This is a genomic window from Lactiplantibacillus xiangfangensis (genome assembly GCF_001438845.1).
GTDB lineage: Bacteria > Bacillota > Bacilli > Lactobacillales > Lactobacillaceae > Lactiplantibacillus > Lactiplantibacillus xiangfangensis.
The window spans coordinates 315,867-334,342 of sequence record NZ_JQCL01000080.1; the positions used below are offsets into that span (position 1 = coordinate 315,867).

An 18,476-nucleotide genomic window follows, 5' to 3' on the forward strand; every position below is an offset into this window, starting at 1 on the left:
TTATAAAAGTATGGGGGCATTAATGATGTTTTTAGATGAATGGAAATACGTTTTTCGTACCAAGGGGTTATTGCGAATTATTCTTGGGATTTTACTGATTCCAACCTTTTACGCCGTCATCTTTCTCGCTTCATTATGGAATCCTTATAGTAATGTGAAACACTTGCCCGTCGGTATCGTCAACAACGACGCAAGGGTTGTCAACCACCAGACGAGCTACTCACTCGGAAAAGCCTTAACCAACCGCCTAACCCGAACCGACAGCGCAGATTTCAAAACCATCAATCAGACGCGTGCTAATCACGATCTTAAAACCGGCAAGCTCTATATGGTCATTACAATTCCCAAAAGTTTTTCCAAACAGGCCACCCAATTAGGCCAGCATAAGTTCAAAAACATCGATTTAAACTATCACACTAATGCAGGCTTTAGTTTCATTGCGATGAAGATGTCGACGACAATCGCTGAAAGTGTCCAAAAATCTGTCAATCAACAGTTAACCACGGCCTACTTACAAGTAATGGCCCAGACACTCACCAATACTGGGAAGCAATTAACAACGGCTGACCAAGCCCTGACGCAAACAAATGCCGGACTCAAGCAAACTACTAGCGACGAAAACCAGCTTGCAACTGCAGATCAAACGCTTAGTAACCATGAAGCTGAGATTCAAAACGGGCTCACACGATTAGCCACTGGAACGACAAAATTAACTACTGGGCTCAAACAGATTACGCAAAATAATCAGCAGCTCGCACAAATTTTGACAACATCAACTCAAAAAAACTCAATCACAGCCACCAAGCAGGCCGTACAAAAACTACTGACTACAAACACAGCCATTGCCCAACAGGCCATTGCTGGTAATAATCAGAATCTTGCTGCCATTCAATCTCTCAATCAAGGCGTTTCAAAACTAAGTACGGGTGCAGCAAGTCTCACTGGCGATACGACCAAATTAGCTCAGGGTACCAATTTGATCCATCAAGCCAACACAAAAATTGCCACTGGTCTTAAAGCTGGCGGGCAACAACTGATTGCTGCTGGTCAAGACACCACGCACCAAGTAAAAAACATTGTCAGCCCCATAAAGCTCACTCATACGGACACCACACACGTTAAAAACAATGGGACCGGTATGACGCCTTACTTAATGTCGGTCGCTTTATTTGTCGGTTGTATTACTTTTAATATTATTTACGACATGTTTACACCCCATCGGCGGCCTAAAAATGCCTTTGATTGGTGGGGCGAAAAGATTCCCTTCTTCTTAACCTTTACACTGGCCGCCGCAACCATTATGTTCTTAATGTTACTGCTCATTAATCGGCTCACACCATTACAACCAATTAGGACGTGGCTATTTGCGATCCTGACCATGTGGGCCTTTGGGAGTATCGTGACATTTTTCAATCTGATTATGGGAAAAACCGGGGCCTGGCTCATGCTGATCTTTATGATCATCCAATTAGGGGGTTCGGCTGGAACCTATCCCATCCAATTATCAAATTACTTTTTCCAAGTCATTCACCCCTACTTGCCAATGAGTATTTCAATTGATGCTTTTAGAAGTACCCTCTCAATCGGCAACAGCATCCTATCGGAGACAATCATTTTCGGCACAGTGATTCTTATTTTCAACTTACTGATGCTGATTACCTTTTCGTTAAATATGAAAAAAGTCACGACTTTTCCGTATGACAACTGAGAGATTACAGTCATAATTATGATTCAATTTAAAAACTGGTGTTAATGGCAAACCCATCAGCACCAGTTTTTATATGCTAAAATATCAGAATCATGTCCATGACACAGCAGTAACGATTACTTATTCAAGCTTGGTTTCATTTTCATTGTGTCCGGCGTTACCTGCGCAGAACCGGTCAGAATTGTTGCCAAATCAAGTGGTGATAATAAGCGACTATGCAAAAAAGTAGCATACGCGGCTGTTGGCGAAACCATCGGCATCTGATTTAACCAATAGTTCAAAATTGTTACAACATTTTCGACAATTAAGGCCCTAGCCAACTGTGGTGGTACTTGCAAGCTTTCCGCCTGATTATTTGATATCGAAATTGGTGAACCAATTACCAGCTGTTCACCAATTAAGTGGCGCATTTTAGTTAATAACGCAGTCTCTGGACAATTGACCAACGTTCGAATACTACGGCGGTGCTGATAAATGAACATCATCATCACATAGAATGCATCAACATCTGACTTAGCAGATAATTCGGTGAGATCTGGCTTGGGATACTTTTCAAAAATAGCCGTCATCGCATTAATTAACTGGTCTTCATATTGGTCCAACAAATCATACTTATCCAGGTAGTACCGATAAAAAGTTCCGCGTGAAATCTTGGCTGCTCGTAAAATATCAGCCACCGTTACTGTTTTAAATGCTTTATCTTGAATTAATTTCAGTAGGGCCGCGGCAATTCGCTGCTTAGTCTCCTGCTGATGTGCACTAATCATTACTTCTTCACCGCCCTTACAAAATCCTCACCATCTAAAAAGCCAAATTTATTTGTTTGAATATTGATGGCAAACTTCAAAGCAATTAGTCCACTTGCCACTACTAGAATTGCCATCATGATCAAACTATCCATTTGAATCGAACCCCCTAATGAAATTGCATGCCGCAACCCATCGATCAGATAAGTCATTGGCAAATACGGATTTAAACGACTTGCAAACGAGCTCGTGAGTTGAACCGGATATAAACCAGCAGAGGCCGATAACTGCAATACCAAGACAATCGTGATTAGCCAAGTACCAAATCCGCCCAACAAAATCCGCAGACCAAAGATAATTGCTAAAAAAGTCAATGAACCCAGTAATAACAGACTAAATAATTGTAAATTTGTTTTTGCTTGTAATCCAATTATCGTGTGTAAAACAATAAAGAGCCCGCTTGATTGTAATAGCCCCACTAAACCAACTATCGAAAATTTAGCGCCCCACCAAGTCCACCAATGACGTGGTCGTATGGTCGGTGTATATGCGTCAAACATTGTGCCCACTGCAATGCCACCAACAAACAATCCAATTGCAATCGCAAATGGCGCCATCCCCGTACCATTATTTGGTACCTTCGCCTCATCGGTCGTGATTGCTTGAACTGGACTGGCAAGAATCGCTGCATTATGAGAACTATCACGAATTGTGCTTAACTTTTCAGCACTCATCAACAATGTTTGCGCTTCAGCCTGGTTACCATTCTTTAGTTTTGTCAATCCTTGACCCATTGCTTGCGTTCCAGCCGTCAATGCTTGAGTCCCAGTACTAAGCTTTGTCAGACCAGTTTTTATCGGCAACGTTGCCGAACTAGTTGGCAACTGGTCTTGAAATTGATTCAATCCAGCAAATAATTTCTGTGTACTCTGTGATAACTCATTGACACCGGTTTGTAACTGAACATCACCTTTAGCTAAGGCTTGACTACCGGTCCCGGCAGTTCTGAGACCATCTTTAACATTGTGAACCGTTCCAAGCAAAATACTGGCATACATTTTAGTCACTTGAGTCGCAACCTTTGCTTGAATGGCATTAGCAGCACCAGTCGTCATTTTTGAAACAATAAAGTTACGACCAGAACTGATTCGATAATGTAATTGTAACTGGTGGGGCTGATTGCTTAGTAACGTGGTTGCATTTTTAGAAAAATCACTTGGAATCGTAACAATCATATAGTACTGACCCGTTGCCAACCCTGCCTCAGCATGTTTTTTTGAAACCTGATGATAAGCTAAAGAATCTGAACGTTTCAACGATTTGACCAAATTATGGCCAATTTGAATCGTCTTACCGTGATATCGACGAGTCTTGTCTTGGTTCACTACCGCAACTGGAATATCCGCCATTTTCCCATAAGTATTCCACATAGACGATAAATACAACCAGCAATAAATTGCCGGAATTAAAGCAATCATTACTAGTACTAAAATCATGCCATAATCATGACTGAGCTTTTTCCATTCTGCTTTAAACATTTTTATCACTCCCCAAAATGATCCTTGAACAACTTGTTCAAAAATCAGTTTAAAGAGCCTGAAACACATTAACAAGAAACAAAATAGTGATAGTTGTATATTTTTACCGCAATATTTATTGCTAAAGACAGCCTTACCAATAATTACACCAATAAGCAGGTCATATTTAAGAACTATCACCCCAATAGTTTCATTATCACAATGAATGCCCATTTACCGCAATAACACACTTTTTGTTTAGTCAGTATCCGAATTCAGCTTAAATATTTGGTGTAAGCCTCTAATCCACGCTGTGATAGCGTTACAATCATTTTAATAAATGAAAGGATGTGCTAACTTTGAAAATTGCCATAATTCAAGCAACCACACAAATTGATAAAAATAAATTATTGTTTCAAACCACCCAACAAGCCGCTGGAGATGAAAATCAAGTCATTAACTTTGGCGTTTTTGATAAGGATCCACAACTATCTTATGTCCAGGTCTCACTGCTAGTTGGGTTACTACTGAATACTAAGGCAGTTGACTATGTCATTACTGGCTGTAGTTCCGGCAACGGTATGGCGATTGCTTGTAATAGTTTTCCCAACGTCATCTGCGGATATTTACCCACACCCAGTGATGCCTACTTATTTGGCCGTATTAATCATGGTAACTGTGCCTCTCTGCCGCTAGGTCTAAACTTCGGCTGGGCTGGTGAGTTAAACCTTCAATTCACATTGGAAAAGCTCTTTGATGGTCCAATGAATACTGGCTATCCACAGGCAGATTCTAAACGTAAGGAACACGATGCGATGATGTTGCAAAATATTAAGCAGTACGCTCAAACCAATATATTCGATATTATTAGACACATTGATTATGATTTTATGGCACCCATCTACCAAAAACATGATATTTTCGACTATATCTTTAAGCACGGTACTGCAAAACAACAACTCCAACAGCTAAAAAAATTGTACTAACTGTTAAACACCGCTAGTTATTAAGAAACTTACTTCTAAAAATAAATCCAATAACAATAATAACTTCAAACACTATCCCAACTATAGTAAACACGCCTGAGCCAAATATATTCGCCAACCACGCAGCTCCTAGAGTTCCAACGACCGTACTGGCATCCGTAATGGCTAAAACTTTCGCCATTGTGGTGCTCATTTGACCAATGGCCACTTCGCGTTGAATTTTTGAAAAGAACTGGACATTAAACATGCCCCTGATCAATCCCAGCAAAAGCATCCCAACCATCATGCTGAGGATGTATGGATACAATAGTAGTAAACTAACTGGCAATAATAAGCTTAGTACGCTCAATTTGGTTCCAGGTAACGCACTTAAAACGATTGGTGCAAGCAGGATACCTACAGCTTCAAACGTCAGTAACAAGCTTAAAAGCCAATTGTTTTTTAAGACAACCAGTGAGAGCCATGGCACCAACACTGCAACTAGCGCATCGACAAAGCAACCAATGGCAGCAAGTATTAAGTTGTACTTAATACCCTTCTCAACATGGATTGCATAGCCATCTTGTAGCTTACATATATCACTACTTGAGACTCTTTTTCTTTGTAATTTAAAATCAAAAATAACCGATAACAGAAAAAGTAGTCCAATTATAAAAATAATGAACTTTGGATCAATAACGACCAATAATCCAGTGACTAAAATGGATGACGTGATGATTGATAGCTGACGGACTTGCGTTTGAATACTATTTATCTTTCTGATTTCATTATTAACAAACAGTTCTGGAATTATAGTTTTATTACTGAGCTTATAAAAAACACCAATTGATTTATTTAACACGGAAACAATAACTAAAAGTGTGACCATTTGTACCGATAGTGCCATTAACCCATAAGTGAAAATAAACAAGATTCCCGTCAAAAGATCCGTCACCGCCATCACGACTTTTGCGTTTAAAGCTTTAACGACCCTACCAGCTATTAAATTCAATGCAATGGCTGGTAACATCGTTATTGTTAAAACTTTACTGAGTAATTCAGGCGAGCCGGTCTCTTTTATCATCATCCAAGAAACTAAGTAGGAAAAACCGTAAAAGCAAAAGAAAGTAATTGTCATACTAGCAATGTACGGTCCCTGATTATTCAATTTTCTAGCCGGTGCTATATCTTTATCCATCTTGTTATTCACCCAACGTTTCGTACCAATATTTTGAAATTTGCTTACCCATTCAACCAATACTATTAATATAGCTATAGGACGTAAACGAACGCGTAACTTAAAGTAAATAGGATGTATAGATCTCGTAAATCCTATTTTCGTAAAAAATATCCAAGTCCGTAGCGACACTTATACAGGCCAAAATCAGTTTCTTTAGCCTTTCTATATACAATTCTTCAACTGACTAATGCTTGTTACATACAATTGACATATTTTACATCAGGGTATGATACGATAATGGCACATCACTTTAAGACTTAAAATATTTCTCATGCAAACCGATCAACTCAAAAGGAGTAACTAATCATGCCTGAAATTAATATTGGCGCCACCGCTAAGCTTCCCGCACCCTAAACCGGTGTCCCTGGCATCGTCATTTTTTTATGCCACCAAGGACCAGTATCTAGTTCGAATTGGCGTCAGCCAGCAATTCTATTTTCAAGCGACCGACTTGAGTGCTTGGAGTACCAAATAAAAAGTGCACCGTTAAAAAAGCTAGCCCAGTCTCTGATTGTCTAACGACTCAGAACTGGGCTAGCTCTTTTATTAAAATAAAACCTTATTAAATCAATTACTCGAAATCTTTGGCATCACCAATAACCATATCCTTTTCACGGCACTTCTTTAACATCAGTGGCCCCGCAATTGGTGATAGCACACCGGCAATAATCACACCACCAATAAGCGTTGCGATTATGCGACCAATAACTGACCAAAAACCGCCAAAGTACCACATCCCATTTAGTAACCGGCCAACAAAACTCTCGCGGTACCAATACAGTGAAAATGGATAAAAGTACGCGCTAATTCCCGTTAATAAAACTTGGATGATGAAAATAACCGATACTGAAGCCGATTGTTCAAACCCATTATTACTCATAATTCCCCCGAATAAAATGGCTGAAATAATTAGGCCGTACAATAGCCATACAACCGGGATCACAATTACCAGGTGAAATAATTTACGTTTGCGATAATCCGGATGTAAGTACGCTGATGCTTTTAACTTGCCCCCCGCAGTACTAGTCGTATGACGTTTTTGCTTTGGTGGTTTAACATAGTGCCGTTGTTCTGACATGTTTTTTACTCCTTTTTGAACAGTTACAATTTATAACTTAGCTGCATTTAAATCCTGTGCCGTAATCAACGATAAATCGGCTTGCTCGTTGCCCGCAATTCGAACGGCCATTTTTCTGACTAGCCGTTCGTTCAAATTTCGAATCCAACGCCCGTTGCTGTGGTCATCAGACTGCTCAAAATTATGGTGTACCAGTTCAGTATAAGCCGCTTCATCCACGCGATACTTCTTCTTTTTGAGATCCAATAACCCGATTTGGACCAGTTCATCCTGGGTGTAATCTTCAAAATTAAAGCTATTGGGAATCCGACTCTTAAGTCCTTCGTTCATTTGTAAGAATTTTTCCATACTATCCGTATAGCCGGCAAAGATGATGACGATGTCACTTCGATGATCTTCCATAAACTTCAAGATTTCATCAATCGCTTCGGAACCAAAATCATTTTTGCCACCACTTGCTAACGTGTACGCTTCATCGACGAATAGGACGCCTCCAAGTGCTGATTCTAGCACCTCACGCGTTTTAACCGCCGTTTGACCAACGTATTGGCCGACTAAATCAAATCTGGATACTTCGATGAATTTTTGATTGGCAATAATTTTCTTTTCGTATAACACTTTGCCAAGAATTCTAGCGACCGTCGTTTTCCCCGTCCCAGGATTACCTAGAAATAGTGAATGTAACGTCATCGCTGAATCACTTAGACCCTTGTCCTTACGCTTCTTATTCATCTCAGCAATGGCGATGAATTCATTGACTTCGTCTTTGACATTCTTAATACCAATCATGTTGTTTAATTGCTCATAAGCCGTCAAATCGCCAAAATAAGTGATTTTACCCTTCGTTGAAGCTGGCACATAGTTATTGTTTTCATCAACTAAAAAGGCCTGTTTCTCTTGGTCGTATTGGTTATGACCTACGACGCCCACTTTAAAACTAACGTTTCGTTCCAGCTTGATATTCGGGTTAGTGAGGATACCGAAGTTGATTCGGTCCGCTTTAATCGAAGAATTACTAGACATAAATAAATTAATTGTTCCATTCTTCTTACCAACAATAAAGAAGCGCTTGGCCGATATCGTTGACTTTTTCTCAGCTATTAAGCTTTCTTGAATGAAAGTCTCATCGATGGTCACAGTTGAACTTGTGACTTTCATTGAGTCAATAGACCCATTAATAAGTGTCACTTTTCCGTTGACAACTGAAAGTCCTTGACTAACCTTGGGCTGAACAATCAGACTGTTCTTAAAAGTTAGCTGAGAATCAAACATGTACACACGAGAAAAGTACTCTTTAGGTGTGCTTAAGCTACCACTAATTGTTGAAGATACGAGTGTAATCTGACTATTTTTTTCGCTATAAATAGCATGCGCAGTCTCGCAATTGATGGTCGAATGCTGACAAGTTACCTTCGCATTTATTGCCTTCACTCCTACATGAATAACAGAATTCACCAAGTCTAAACTTGCATCTGAAACATAAACTGGATTTCCATTATCTTGTGTTTCGACATCAATTTGAACCCGATTGAACTTTGCGTGCGACTTACCATCAATGTAAACAATTGGATACATCTCTCCGCTCTCAACCGCAGAACGAATATAGACGTTGTCAGCGATTAAGGTACTGCCTTTTTTCACGCTAATATTGTTACTTTTATCGATATTCTTTTGGATACAAACATCCTTTAACGTGACCTGAGCACCATCAGTAACAAAGATTCCATCAAGAGTATTAGTAAAGTTCCGCCCCCCCTGATCATTCACAGTCACGTGTCCCTGAATCGTAATGTTTTTACTGATAGCAGTCGGCTTATTTTCTTGTCCATTGATGGGACAAAAGCCCTCTTCAATTTCAATCACATCACCGTCTTCAGCCGCCTCCAGCGCGTCGTTGAAATCCCAAGTAGATTGCCGACTGAAAAGGGTTCGTTTCTTTTCCCCAACTAAGTAATAATTCATTACCGCTACCACTCCTTTTAAGTGTCTTGACCTATGTTTTAAAGTCTAAAAAACCGCGCCATAAATCTATTGCATTTAATTCACAGCATCAGTGTGCAATTTTTGATTAGTCGCACCGATTTTAACTAAACCACTACCATTCATCATTTACATGACTAAATAATTAATGGCAGCATTAGTATCTTCATTATACACAAAATTCCTTTTGCTAAACCGTTCCTAATAAAATATCTCATTATCAAGCATCAAAAAAAGCGGACCCGAAATCAACTTTCAGATCCGTTATTTGACTAATCGTTACTCATTATCTGGATAAATTCCTAAGGCAAAGTTAGTAAGTTGGCGCTCGATATTGTCGCGTTCAATCCCAATGTAGCGTTTGGTCACTTGTTCGCTGGAATGATTAAAAATCATCATTAATCCCGCAATATCATGCGTCTGTTGATAATAATGATAGCCAAAGGTTTTTCGTAGTGTGTGGGTGCCAATATCATTGCGATCTAAAAACTGACTGGCCGTTTGAAACGCACGGTAAACGCCATTGACGGTAATTGCTTCGCTCCCACGACCACTTGGAAACAGTGGCGCCATGTCATCACGATAACGCGTATACTTAAAAAGTTCTCCCCGTAAATTTTTAAGAAACAGCCACCGCTTCTTGCCAGTCTTCTGTTCAATAATCATCGTTCGATCCTTATTACGAACTTGACCCACTTTTAACTTTAAAATATCACTCATTCTTAGACCAGTGTTGATACCGAGTAACACAATCATTCGGTTACGTTGGCCGTGTTGTGTTCGGGCGACGGCCCACAGAAAATCATCAATTTCCTGTTTAGTGCGTAAAGGTTCTACATTATAGCGCATTCCATTTTTCCCTCAACAATCAATTCAAGCATTTAAATAGTTCTATATTCAATTGTACTCGTTATAATTGAATACAACCGTTATTTTATTCATTATAAAAATTAACCGCCACGGAATCACCCGTGCCGGTCGTCGTTATAAATTATAAGTTCTTATTCAAATGACTTAAGTGCTCGGTAAAGGATTGCGTCGTCGGCGTATCTAACGTTGTAATCAACCCCTGCTTAATCTCTGCGACCCGCTGAATACCAGCGTCCGTCAGTGCCAAGTTTCGTAAACGCCGGTCGGGTAAACTAGGTTCACTTTGAATCCACCCATCATGTGTGAGTGCACCAATCGACTGCGCTAACGACCCTTTTGAAATATCCAGCGACTGCGCAACCTTTCCGATTGGCTGATTAGGATATACAGAAACATATAATAATATCCGCAATTCATTCAAACTAAGTCCCGTTTGAGCAGACCAACTAGACGTTAAGCGTTTAAGCAACCGTTCTAAACGCATCACATCTAAAACATAATCAAAAACATCTTCCACAATTGATTCCTCCTTGATCAATTCAAAACCCAAGCCAAAACAAAACCAGTCATCCGGTTCGCACGATTTTTAAAAAATTCATGCGAAGTGATTGCCGTCATCATTGGATTTGTCCCGATAATTAATTAAAGCTCGTAGTCACATAAGTTAAATAAAATCAGTTGTACCAGTTAGTTATTCGCATAACTTTTTTAAGAAGATTGCGAATTGATGACCTAAATCAATAGTTTATTGAACTAACCAACTTAGTTACAATTTTTATTATTACATAATTCCAATGTTTCTACAAACGGTCGCTTAGCTCATAATTGGCCTTTGGTTCCGCCTTCATTGTTAAATTTAGGTCGCCGCTAATCACAGATAAGTTATCCTCAAATAAGCATTACACCAGTCATAGCACGCGCGTGATTCCCTTGTGCTCAACTTTATTGGGCCAATTACAAAGCCTCCATTTTGAATCCATCTAGTCCCAATTTAATTAAAATATTTATTATTGATAATCAAAAAGGCCCCAATTCGTAAGTGAATTGAGACCCTTTTTGAGCACTAAACTATTCTAAGAAATCTTTTAATTGTTTACTACGTGATGGGTGCCGTAACTTCCGTAAAGCCTTGGCTTCGATTTGACGAATCCGTTCACGGGTGACACCGAAGACTTTTCCGACTTCTTCCAAGGTACGTGTCCGACCATCATCTAGTCCGAAACGTAACCGCAAAACGTTTTCCTCACGGTCAGTCAGCGTGTCAAGCACACCTTCCAACTGTTCCTTGAGCAATTCGTAAGCTGCCGCGTCAGCAGGTGAAGTGGCATCTTGATCTTCAATGAAATCACCCAAATGTGAATCGTCCTCTTCACCAATTGGCGTTTCCAAGGAAACGGGTTCTTGTGCAATCTTCAAGATTTCACGAACTTTTTCCGTTGGCATATCCATTTCGGCCCCAATTTCTTCAGGAGTAGGTTCGCGTCCTAAGTCTTGAAGTAACTGACGTTGAATCCGGATCAACTTGTTAATCGTTTCAACCATGTGAACCGGAATCCGAATCGTCCGTGCTTGGTCAGCAATCGCACGCGTAATCGCCTGACGAATCCACCAAGTGGCGTAAGTTGAGAACTTGAACCCCTTGCGATAATCAAACTTCTCAACGGCCTTCATTAGCCCCATGTTACCTTCTTGAATCAAGTCCAAGAATTGCATCCCACGGCCAACGTACCGCTTAGCGATAGAAACAACTAACCGTAAGTTAGCTTCTGCTAATTCCTGCTTAGCTGATTCATCACCTTGTTCGATCCGCAAAGCCAACGCAACTTCTTCGTCAGCTGTTAACAGGTCAACGCGACCAATTTCCTTCAAGTACATCCGAACAGGGTCGTTGATCTTAATCCCCGACGAAGAACCAGCAGAACTTAATTCCTTCTTGCTGACCTTTTTGACACTCTTAACGGCCCGCACATCTGGTTCGCCCTTTTCGTCAACAACACTGATCCCAGCGTCTTCAACCTTTTGCAGTAATTTATCAATCCCACTGGCATCTAATTTGTAAGGCGCCGCAATCTTATCTGATAGTTCGTCATACTTAATACTACCAGTCTTCTTGTAATCCTTAATTAATGCTTTAACGGCTTTATCGTACGCTGCCGTTGCTTTTGATTTTGCCATGTAGTAGCCTCCTAAAAATTGTCAGCTTGCTGTACTTGCTGTTGTTTCCGGTATAACTCAATCAATGCCAAGGTCAATTGTTGCACCAAATCGTGATTTCCAATCTGCTTGGCCGCCGTTAATTCGGCTTTTTTACCATTAATTTGTTCAACGAGCGGTTGTTGATTCATAATGACATTCACTAAATCAGCCACTTCTTCTTTTGACGACTCACTCGCAATATCCATGAATTCCAAGCTAGTTAAGACTGGCTGTAGACTAGTATCCGCCATAAAGTCAGTAAAATTAGCAAGGTCAAACTGATTATGTGTCTTAAAGTACGCTTCCGCGTACACCAGAATCTGTTGGTACGGATCATGTACGAAGTGGAAACCAGCGACCGCCATGACGCGTAACCACACGTCGTGATCATGTAACAAGCGGTATAGCAAAAGCCGTTCAGCCTTTTCAACCCGACTTAGCGGGCCGCTGTTACTCGTCTCACCGGTCACCGCAATTGGCGGTGGCGTCATCGGTGCTGGCGCGGGGGGTGGTGATTGCCGTGATGATTGCTGGACCGACTGCTGGCCAATCAGCGACCGTAACTGCTGTTTTAAGTCGTCCTTATCTAAACCAAACTCTTGAACCAATTGGTTTAGATAGAGATCTTGTTCCACACTCGAAGACAGCTTCGTTAATTGTTGCAAGACAGCCCCAAGATACGTCAACTGATCCTGCGTATTTTGCAAGTTTAAGTCGTGACGTAAATACGTCATTTCAAAAGCCGTTGGCGTCTGCTTACCATCCGCAAACACCCGCACGAACTTTTCTTGCCCAGCGTTCCGCAGATATTCGTCCGGGTCCATCCCGTCCGGCATCTGAATCACGCTCAGGTTTAAACGACTGTTGTCGCCCAATAACTTAAGGGCCCGATCTGTCGCCTTTTGTCCCGGCACATCACTGTCATAACAAATCGTAAGCTGGTCAGTCACCCGCTCCAACATGTAAATCTGCTCGTTAGTCAAGCTCGTCCCCATGGAAGCAACGCCGTTTTGAATTCCTGCTCGGTAAGCCGCAATCACGTCCATAAAACCTTCAAATAAAACGACGGCTTTACGCTGACGAATTGCGCCGCGCGCTAAATCAAAATTAAAAAGCACGTCACGCTTGTTAAACAGCTTCGTTTCAGGACTATTCAAATACTTGGGCTCATTTGGTGACTTCGTTAGAATCCGGCCAGAAAATGCAATGACCCGTCCACTGGCATCCTTGATAGGAAAGAGCACTCGATCGACAAAGCGATCCCGCAACTTTCCCTCCTGATTCTCAATGAACAAGCCCGATTGCCGTAAAAGCTGGTAATCGATATCGTGTTCCTTAAAGAAATCTAGTAATAATTGATTCTTAGGAGCATACCCAATACCGAAAGTTGCAATGGTTTGATCATCTAAACCACGTTGGTGAAGATAATCCAGTGCGGGTTCTCCCAACTCAGTGTTAACCAAAATATGCTGATACATCTTTGCACTATCGGCATACAGCTTCAGTAAATCTGCCTGTTGCTGATCTTTGGGCGCACTGACTTGTGCCTGCGCCGTATAACTGGCTGGCAACTCAATGTGTCCAAAATCTGCCACCTTTGCGACGGCCTCGGGAAAGGATAAATTCTCTAGGTCCATAATGAACGAAAAGACGTTACCTCCCCGGCCGCAACTAAAACAGTGAAAAATTTGTTTTTGTTCATTAACCGAAAAAGAAGGGGTTCGTTCTTCATGAAATGGGCACAAACCAAAAAGGTTTTTACCGGCTTTCTTAAGTTGCACATACTGCCCGATAAAATCCGCAATGTTCACTGCGGAACGAACCTGATCAACCTTATCTTCAGGAATTCGATTGGCCACTTTGCCACCCCATTTCTTACTAAAGTCCGACAAAACAACCAAACAATTCGTAACAATCAAAAGCCGCACCACTTCAACCGGGATGCGACTATTAACGTGCGAACTTTTACAGAATATATAATACCACAAGCTTGACAGCAGTGCAACAATAAGTCTCACTTATTAGACATTCCTGTCAAGTCTGTCTAATCACACAAAAAAAGGAAGTCCCACGGATGACTTTCCCTGAGACTTCCTACTATTATACAAGCTTAATCTTTATTTAACGACTAATTGGTTCAGGTCGCCCATCACGTTAACCATCTTTGCAATGATCAACAACTGCTTGATGTGGTTGTTACGAACCGCTTCATCTTTGCTCATGACCATCGTTTGTTCAAAGTAATCGACAATCAATGGCCGCAAACCTGCTAAAGCTTTAAAGCGATCTTCCATCGCCATATCCGCAGTGACTGTCTTTTGAACCTCAGCAACGGCATCGTAGAGGTGTTGTTCCGCATCATTTTCAAACAAGCTTGGGTCAACCGTCAAGTCTTCGACGCTTAAGTCTGCCTTAGCCGTAATCCGCAATAAGCGGGTGAAAGCTTCAATGGTATCCTTAAACTTCGGATCATTCTGGTGCGCATTTAAGACGTCGGCCGCCTTAAACATCTCCCGAATATCTTGACGACTCCCCTTAACGACCGTATCCACAATATCATAACGAAGCTTCTGGTTACTGAACCATTGCTTGACCCGGTCCGTTAAGAATGCCGTAACCGGCGTCGTTTGTTTGGCAAAGTCTAAGCTGTAAGTGGCGTCGTGAGCTTCCAATTCTTTTTGAATGGCTGCTTCAAATTGACGAATTGGAAAGTCCCAACCTTGGTCACGCACGATCCGTACGATCCCAAAGGCCTGGCGACGTAAAGCAAACGGATCGTTGGAACCACTTGGTGTCAAACCAACCGCAAAGAAACTGCTGATTGAATCGATTTTATCCGCAACGGCTAAAACGGCCCCAACCTTTGATTGTGGTAACGCACCGTCCGCACTGATTGGCATGTAGTGTTCACGAATTGCCTGGCCAACTGCTGGGTTTTCACCCTTCAGTTCAGCGTACTTTTCGCCCATAACCCCTTGCAATTCTGGGAATTCACCAACCATCCCCGTAACAAGGTCAAACTTATAGATTTGTGCTGCGCGGTGCAACTGGTTCTTTTCGGCCTCTGATAGACCAAATTGATCAGCTAAGTAGCCACTGATATACATGACCCGTTGCATCTTTTCGTACATCGTCCCAATCTTGTCATGGAAACTAACCTTTTTAAGCCGTTCAACGTATTCCTGAATAGAATGTTGTTGATCTTCGTGGAAGAAGAAGGCGGCGTCTTCCAAACGAGCCGTTAAGACTTTTTGATTCCCACGAGCAACGTTTTCTAAGTGATCACTATTTCCGTTACGAACCGAAACAAAGTGTGGCAATAAGTTGTCTTGTTCATCCGTCACGTAGAAGAACCGTTGGTGGTCACGCATTGATGTGATCAATACTTCGTCTGGAATCGTCAGGTACTTCGTATCGAAGTCACCGGCAAAGGCCGTTGGGTATTCAACTAAGTTATTAACTTCTTCTAGTAAGTCTTCGTTAACCTTAATTTGCCAGTCGTGTTCTTCGGCCAAAGCTGCAATTTGTTTGCGAATCGTCGCTTTACGCTTATCAGCGTCAGCAACAACAAAGACGCTTGCTAAATCGGCTTCGTAGTCCGTTGCGTTCTTAATTTCAACATCGTGGCCTAAGAAACGGTGACCGCGACTAGTCCGCCCCGCCTTGACATCTAAAATCTGGATTGGCACGATTTCATCATCAAGTAATGAAACTAACCACCGAACTGGCCGAATGTACTTAAAGCTATACGTTGACCACTTCATCATGGTTGGGAAGTTCATCTTAGTGATGACGTCCTTAATGCCGGCAGCTAAGACTTCTTTGGCCGTCTTACCAGCTGTAAACGTTTGAACGAAGACGTATGGGGTCCCCTTAACGTCTTTAAAGACGATATCATCAGTTGACGCGCCTTGGCCCTTTGAAAAACCAATGGCCGCCTTAGTCCAGTTGCCATCCGCATCCTGCGCAATTTTCTTGGCAGGACCACGAACTTCTTTTTTGACGTCTGCTTGTTTGTCATCTAAACCGCTAACTTCAACGGTCAACCGCCGGGGTGTCGAAAACAGTTTAATGGCGTCAAAACTTAAGCGTTCGTCCTTTAAGAACTTCGCCATTCGCTCTTTAAGTTGTAACACACTCGGTGTAACGACGTGCGCCGGCATTTCTTCCAAACCGATTTCAAGTAAATAAGTTTTAGCCATTATTTCGTCTCCTCCTGTGCATGTTTTAATAATGGGAAGCCCCGCTTTTCACGTTGCGCAACGAATTCCTTAGCAATCGACTTCGCCATGTTCCGAATCCGGTCTAAGTAACCGGCCCGTTCCGTAACGGAAACCATCCCACGTGCATCCATCAAGTTAAAGGTATGGCTACACTTCAAGCAATAGTCGTAAGCTGGGTGGACCAAACCGTTCTTGATTTGACGTTTAGCTTCCTTTTCATATTCATCAAACAGCATTAATAGTAGGTCTTCGTTGCTGTCTTCAAAGGCATACTTGGAGTTTTCAAATTCAGGTTCCAAGAAGATATCGCCGTACTTAACACCGTCGCCCCATTCGAGGTCAAAAACGGAGTTAACATCTTGAATGTATGAGGATAGGCGTTCCAAGCCGTACGTAATTTCGGAAGTGACTGGGTCAACTTCTAAACCACCGACTTGTTGGAAGTAAGTGAATTGGCTGATTTCCATTCCGTCTAACCAAACTTCCCAACCAACACCGGCACAACCCATGGATGGGTTTTCCCAGTTATCTTCTACGAATCGAATATCATGTTCTAAGGGGTTGATCCCTAATTTTTCCAAGCTTTGTAAGTACAAGTCTTGAATGTTTTCAGGCGATGGCTTCATCACAACTTGGAATTGATGATGTTGGTATAACCGGTTTGGATTTTCACCATAGCGTCCATCGGCTGGTCGCCGTGATGGTTCAACGTAAGCTGCGTTCCAAGGTTCTGGTCCAATTGCCCGTAAGAAAGTGTACGGACTCATCGTCCCAGCACCCTTCTCAGTATCGTAAGACTGCATCAACATGCAACCTTGGTCTGACCAAAACTTTTGCAAAGTCAAAATGATCTCTTGCACTGATAATTTTTTGCTCATGGTTTTCCTCCCAAAATTAGTGACTGAATGGTTAAAGCCACAAAAAAAGTCCCCTGCCGTTTCAAAAAACGACATAGGGACGATTGATTTCGCGGTTCCACCCTACTTCTGAGTAACCTCAGCAGCTTGATTAATGTTTACAAAGCTCCGAGAGCGCCAATCAATTAGTCCAACTGGTCACTTTTCACCGGCGTGACCTCACTGTAAGTTCCAACTAATTCACTTTCTCTCATCAACACTTAACTATTCAGTTCTCCATAATCATAGCCGATGACGTAGGCTTTGTCAATCTTCATCACGCGGTTTGAGCGGCTGATACCAGCTACCCATTTGATCAATAAACCGCTTGGACTTTAGCCGCAATCCAACTGAATTATTATAAATTTCATCTAGAATTCGCCGCAACTCAGCCGCAGTATTCGGCTTCACCTTGATCGAGTGAACTTTCGCCAAATCCAAGACTGAAAATTGTCGCAAATAGAAAATTGCTGCCTGGCTAGCACGTAACCGGTGCGGGTCTAAGTGCCAGTGCTGCTGGCAGAGCAACCCGCCGTAACTTTCCGAAAAATCAAACGGTAAGTCGGTCCGACCACAAACCGTACACCCGCGAAGTTCCGGTGCAACCCCAAACGCGCCAAGCATTTGGATTTCGACAACGTTAGCAACTAACGCGGGGGCGACGTTTTGGTCGATCAACTGTAACGCACTAGTTAGTTGTTGATACCACCGACCCACCGGCTGATTATCCGGGTAAGCAACGTCTAATAAGTTCATGACGTAGGTTGCGTAGGCGTTTAACGCAATATCTTGACTAATATTTTCAAAATACTGAACAGATTTAACGCTGTTAATGAACGACAGCCCGTCACGTAGGTCACCAACGTATTCACCCATGGTAAACGGCAGTAACTCCGCGGCCATTTTGAATCCCCGTCGCCGGGCACCCCGAATGAAAAACATCTTCTTACCGTATTCCGCGGTCAAAAACTTGATCAACATATCGCGTTCCCGGTAGTCACGCCGAAACAGTAGAATACCGTTAAAGTTGGTAATCATTTGTTGGGCCATTTACTCA

14 protein-coding genes are annotated in these 18,476 nt (G+C 42.0%); 2 read left to right on the top strand and 12 right to left on the bottom strand.

Annotated features, from left to right (window positions below; translation table 11 throughout):
- Nucleotides 1-25: 25 nt before the first annotated feature.
- Nucleotides 26-1,708 carry a YhgE/Pip domain-containing protein gene (locus tag IV64_RS10660; protein WP_057707225.1) on the top strand — a complete coding sequence of 561 codons (1,683 nt, stop codon included), beginning with the start codon at nt 26-28 and terminating at the stop codon, nt 1,706-1,708.
- 116 nt (nt 1,709-1,824) lie between these two features.
- Here IV64_RS10660 and IV64_RS10665 read toward each other — a convergent pair whose 3' ends face one another.
- Nucleotides 1,825-2,475, bottom strand: a complete 651-nt coding sequence (locus IV64_RS10665) for a TetR/AcrR family transcriptional regulator (protein WP_057707226.1) — start codon at nt 2,473-2,475, stop codon at nt 1,825-1,827.
- Complete coding sequence (locus tag IV64_RS10670) at nt 2,475-3,992, bottom strand: YhgE/Pip family protein (protein ID WP_057707227.1); 1,518 nt, start codon at nt 3,990-3,992, stop codon at nt 2,475-2,477. The genes IV64_RS10665 and IV64_RS10670 overlap by 1 nt, the downstream gene beginning before the upstream one ends.
- A gap of 338 nt (nt 3,993-4,330) precedes the next feature.
- On the opposite strand from IV64_RS10670, the gene IV64_RS10675 reads away from it, so the two are divergent.
- Nucleotides 4,331-4,957: an RpiB/LacA/LacB family sugar-phosphate isomerase gene (locus IV64_RS10675; protein ID WP_057707228.1), complete on the top strand. Its 627-nt coding sequence runs from the start codon at nt 4,331-4,333 to the stop codon at nt 4,955-4,957.
- A gap of 13 nt (nt 4,958-4,970) precedes the next feature.
- Here IV64_RS10675 and IV64_RS10680 read toward each other — a convergent pair whose 3' ends face one another.
- From IV64_RS10680 to recO, 10 genes are all read right to left on the bottom strand, one after another.
- Nucleotides 4,971-6,134, bottom strand: coding sequence for an MFS transporter (locus IV64_RS10680; protein WP_057707229.1), 1,164 nt, complete (start codon nt 6,132-6,134; stop codon nt 4,971-4,973).
- 613 nt (nt 6,135-6,747) lie between these two features.
- The gene (locus IV64_RS10685; RefSeq protein WP_057707230.1) at nt 6,748-7,254 is read right to left on the bottom strand and encodes a hypothetical protein; all 507 of its coding nucleotides are present in this window, start codon (nt 7,252-7,254) and stop codon (nt 6,748-6,750) included.
- A 30-nt stretch (nt 7,255-7,284) separates the two neighbouring features.
- Nucleotides 7,285-9,216: an AAA family ATPase gene (locus tag IV64_RS10690; RefSeq protein WP_057707231.1), complete on the bottom strand. Its 1,932-nt coding sequence runs from the start codon at nt 9,214-9,216 to the stop codon at nt 7,285-7,287.
- A gap of 297 nt (nt 9,217-9,513) precedes the next feature.
- Nucleotides 9,514-10,083, bottom strand: coding sequence for a tyrosine-type recombinase/integrase (locus IV64_RS10695; protein ID WP_057707232.1), 570 nt, complete (start codon nt 10,081-10,083; stop codon nt 9,514-9,516).
- Between the two features lie 142 nt (nt 10,084-10,225).
- Nucleotides 10,226-10,621, bottom strand: a complete 396-nt coding sequence (locus IV64_RS10700; protein WP_057707233.1) for a MarR family winged helix-turn-helix transcriptional regulator — start codon at nt 10,619-10,621, stop codon at nt 10,226-10,228.
- Between the two features lie 551 nt (nt 10,622-11,172).
- A complete protein-coding gene (rpoD, locus tag IV64_RS10705; RefSeq protein WP_057707234.1) occupies nt 11,173-12,279 on the bottom strand; it encodes an RNA polymerase sigma factor RpoD in 1,107 nt (368 codons plus the stop codon).
- Nucleotides 12,280-12,290: 11 nt separating this feature from the next.
- On the bottom strand, nt 12,291-14,159 hold the full coding sequence (gene dnaG / locus IV64_RS10710; RefSeq protein WP_057707341.1) for a DNA primase: 1,869 nt from the start codon (nt 14,157-14,159) through the stop codon (nt 12,291-12,293).
- Between the two features lie 258 nt (nt 14,160-14,417).
- On the bottom strand, nt 14,418-16,502 hold the full coding sequence (gene glyS / locus IV64_RS10715; protein WP_057707235.1) for a glycine--tRNA ligase subunit beta: 2,085 nt from the start codon (nt 16,500-16,502) through the stop codon (nt 14,418-14,420).
- Nucleotides 16,502-17,401 carry a glycine--tRNA ligase subunit alpha gene (gene glyQ, locus IV64_RS10720; RefSeq protein WP_057707236.1) on the bottom strand — a complete coding sequence of 300 codons (900 nt, stop codon included), beginning with the start codon at nt 17,399-17,401 and terminating at the stop codon, nt 16,502-16,504. Before glyQ ends, glyS begins: the two co-directional genes overlap by 1 nt.
- Nucleotides 17,402-17,686: 285 nt before the next feature.
- The gene (gene recO, locus IV64_RS10725; protein ID WP_157061147.1) at nt 17,687-18,457 is read right to left on the bottom strand and encodes a DNA repair protein RecO; all 771 of its coding nucleotides are present in this window, start codon (nt 18,455-18,457) and stop codon (nt 17,687-17,689) included.
- Nucleotides 18,458-18,476: the final 19 nt, after the last annotated feature.

Bases quoted from the DNA above. Each gene is read 5' to 3' on its own strand.
- IV64_RS10665 (WP_057707226.1), bottom strand. From the start codon at position 2,475: ATGATTAGTGCACATCAGCAGGAGACTAAGCAGCGAATTGCCGCGGCC.
- IV64_RS10660 (WP_057707225.1), top strand. From the start codon at position 26: ATGTTTTTAGATGAATGGAAATACGTTTTTCGTACCAAGGGGTTATTG.
- IV64_RS10695 (WP_057707232.1), bottom strand. From the start codon at position 10,083: ATGCGCTATAATGTAGAACCTTTACGCACTAAACAGGAAATTGATGAT.
- rpoD (WP_057707234.1), bottom strand. From the start codon at position 12,279: ATGGCAAAATCAAAAGCAACGGCAGCGTACGATAAAGCCGTTAAAGCA.
- recO (WP_157061147.1), bottom strand. From the start codon at position 18,457: ATGATTACCAACTTTAACGGTATTCTACTGTTTCGGCGTGACTACCGG.
- IV64_RS10670 (WP_057707227.1), bottom strand. From the start codon at position 3,992: ATGTTTAAAGCAGAATGGAAAAAGCTCAGTCATGATTATGGCATGATT.
- IV64_RS10685 (WP_057707230.1), bottom strand. From the start codon at position 7,254: ATGTCAGAACAACGGCACTATGTTAAACCACCAAAGCAAAAACGTCAT.
- IV64_RS10690 (WP_057707231.1), bottom strand. From the start codon at position 9,216: ATGAATTATTACTTAGTTGGGGAAAAGAAACGAACCCTTTTCAGTCGG.
- glyQ (WP_057707236.1), bottom strand. From the start codon at position 17,401: ATGAGCAAAAAATTATCAGTGCAAGAGATCATTTTGACTTTGCAAAAG.
- IV64_RS10680 (WP_057707229.1), bottom strand. From the start codon at position 6,134: ATGGATAAAGATATAGCACCGGCTAGAAAATTGAATAATCAGGGACCG.
- glyS (WP_057707235.1), bottom strand. From the start codon at position 16,502: ATGGCTAAAACTTATTTACTTGAAATCGGTTTGGAAGAAATGCCGGCG.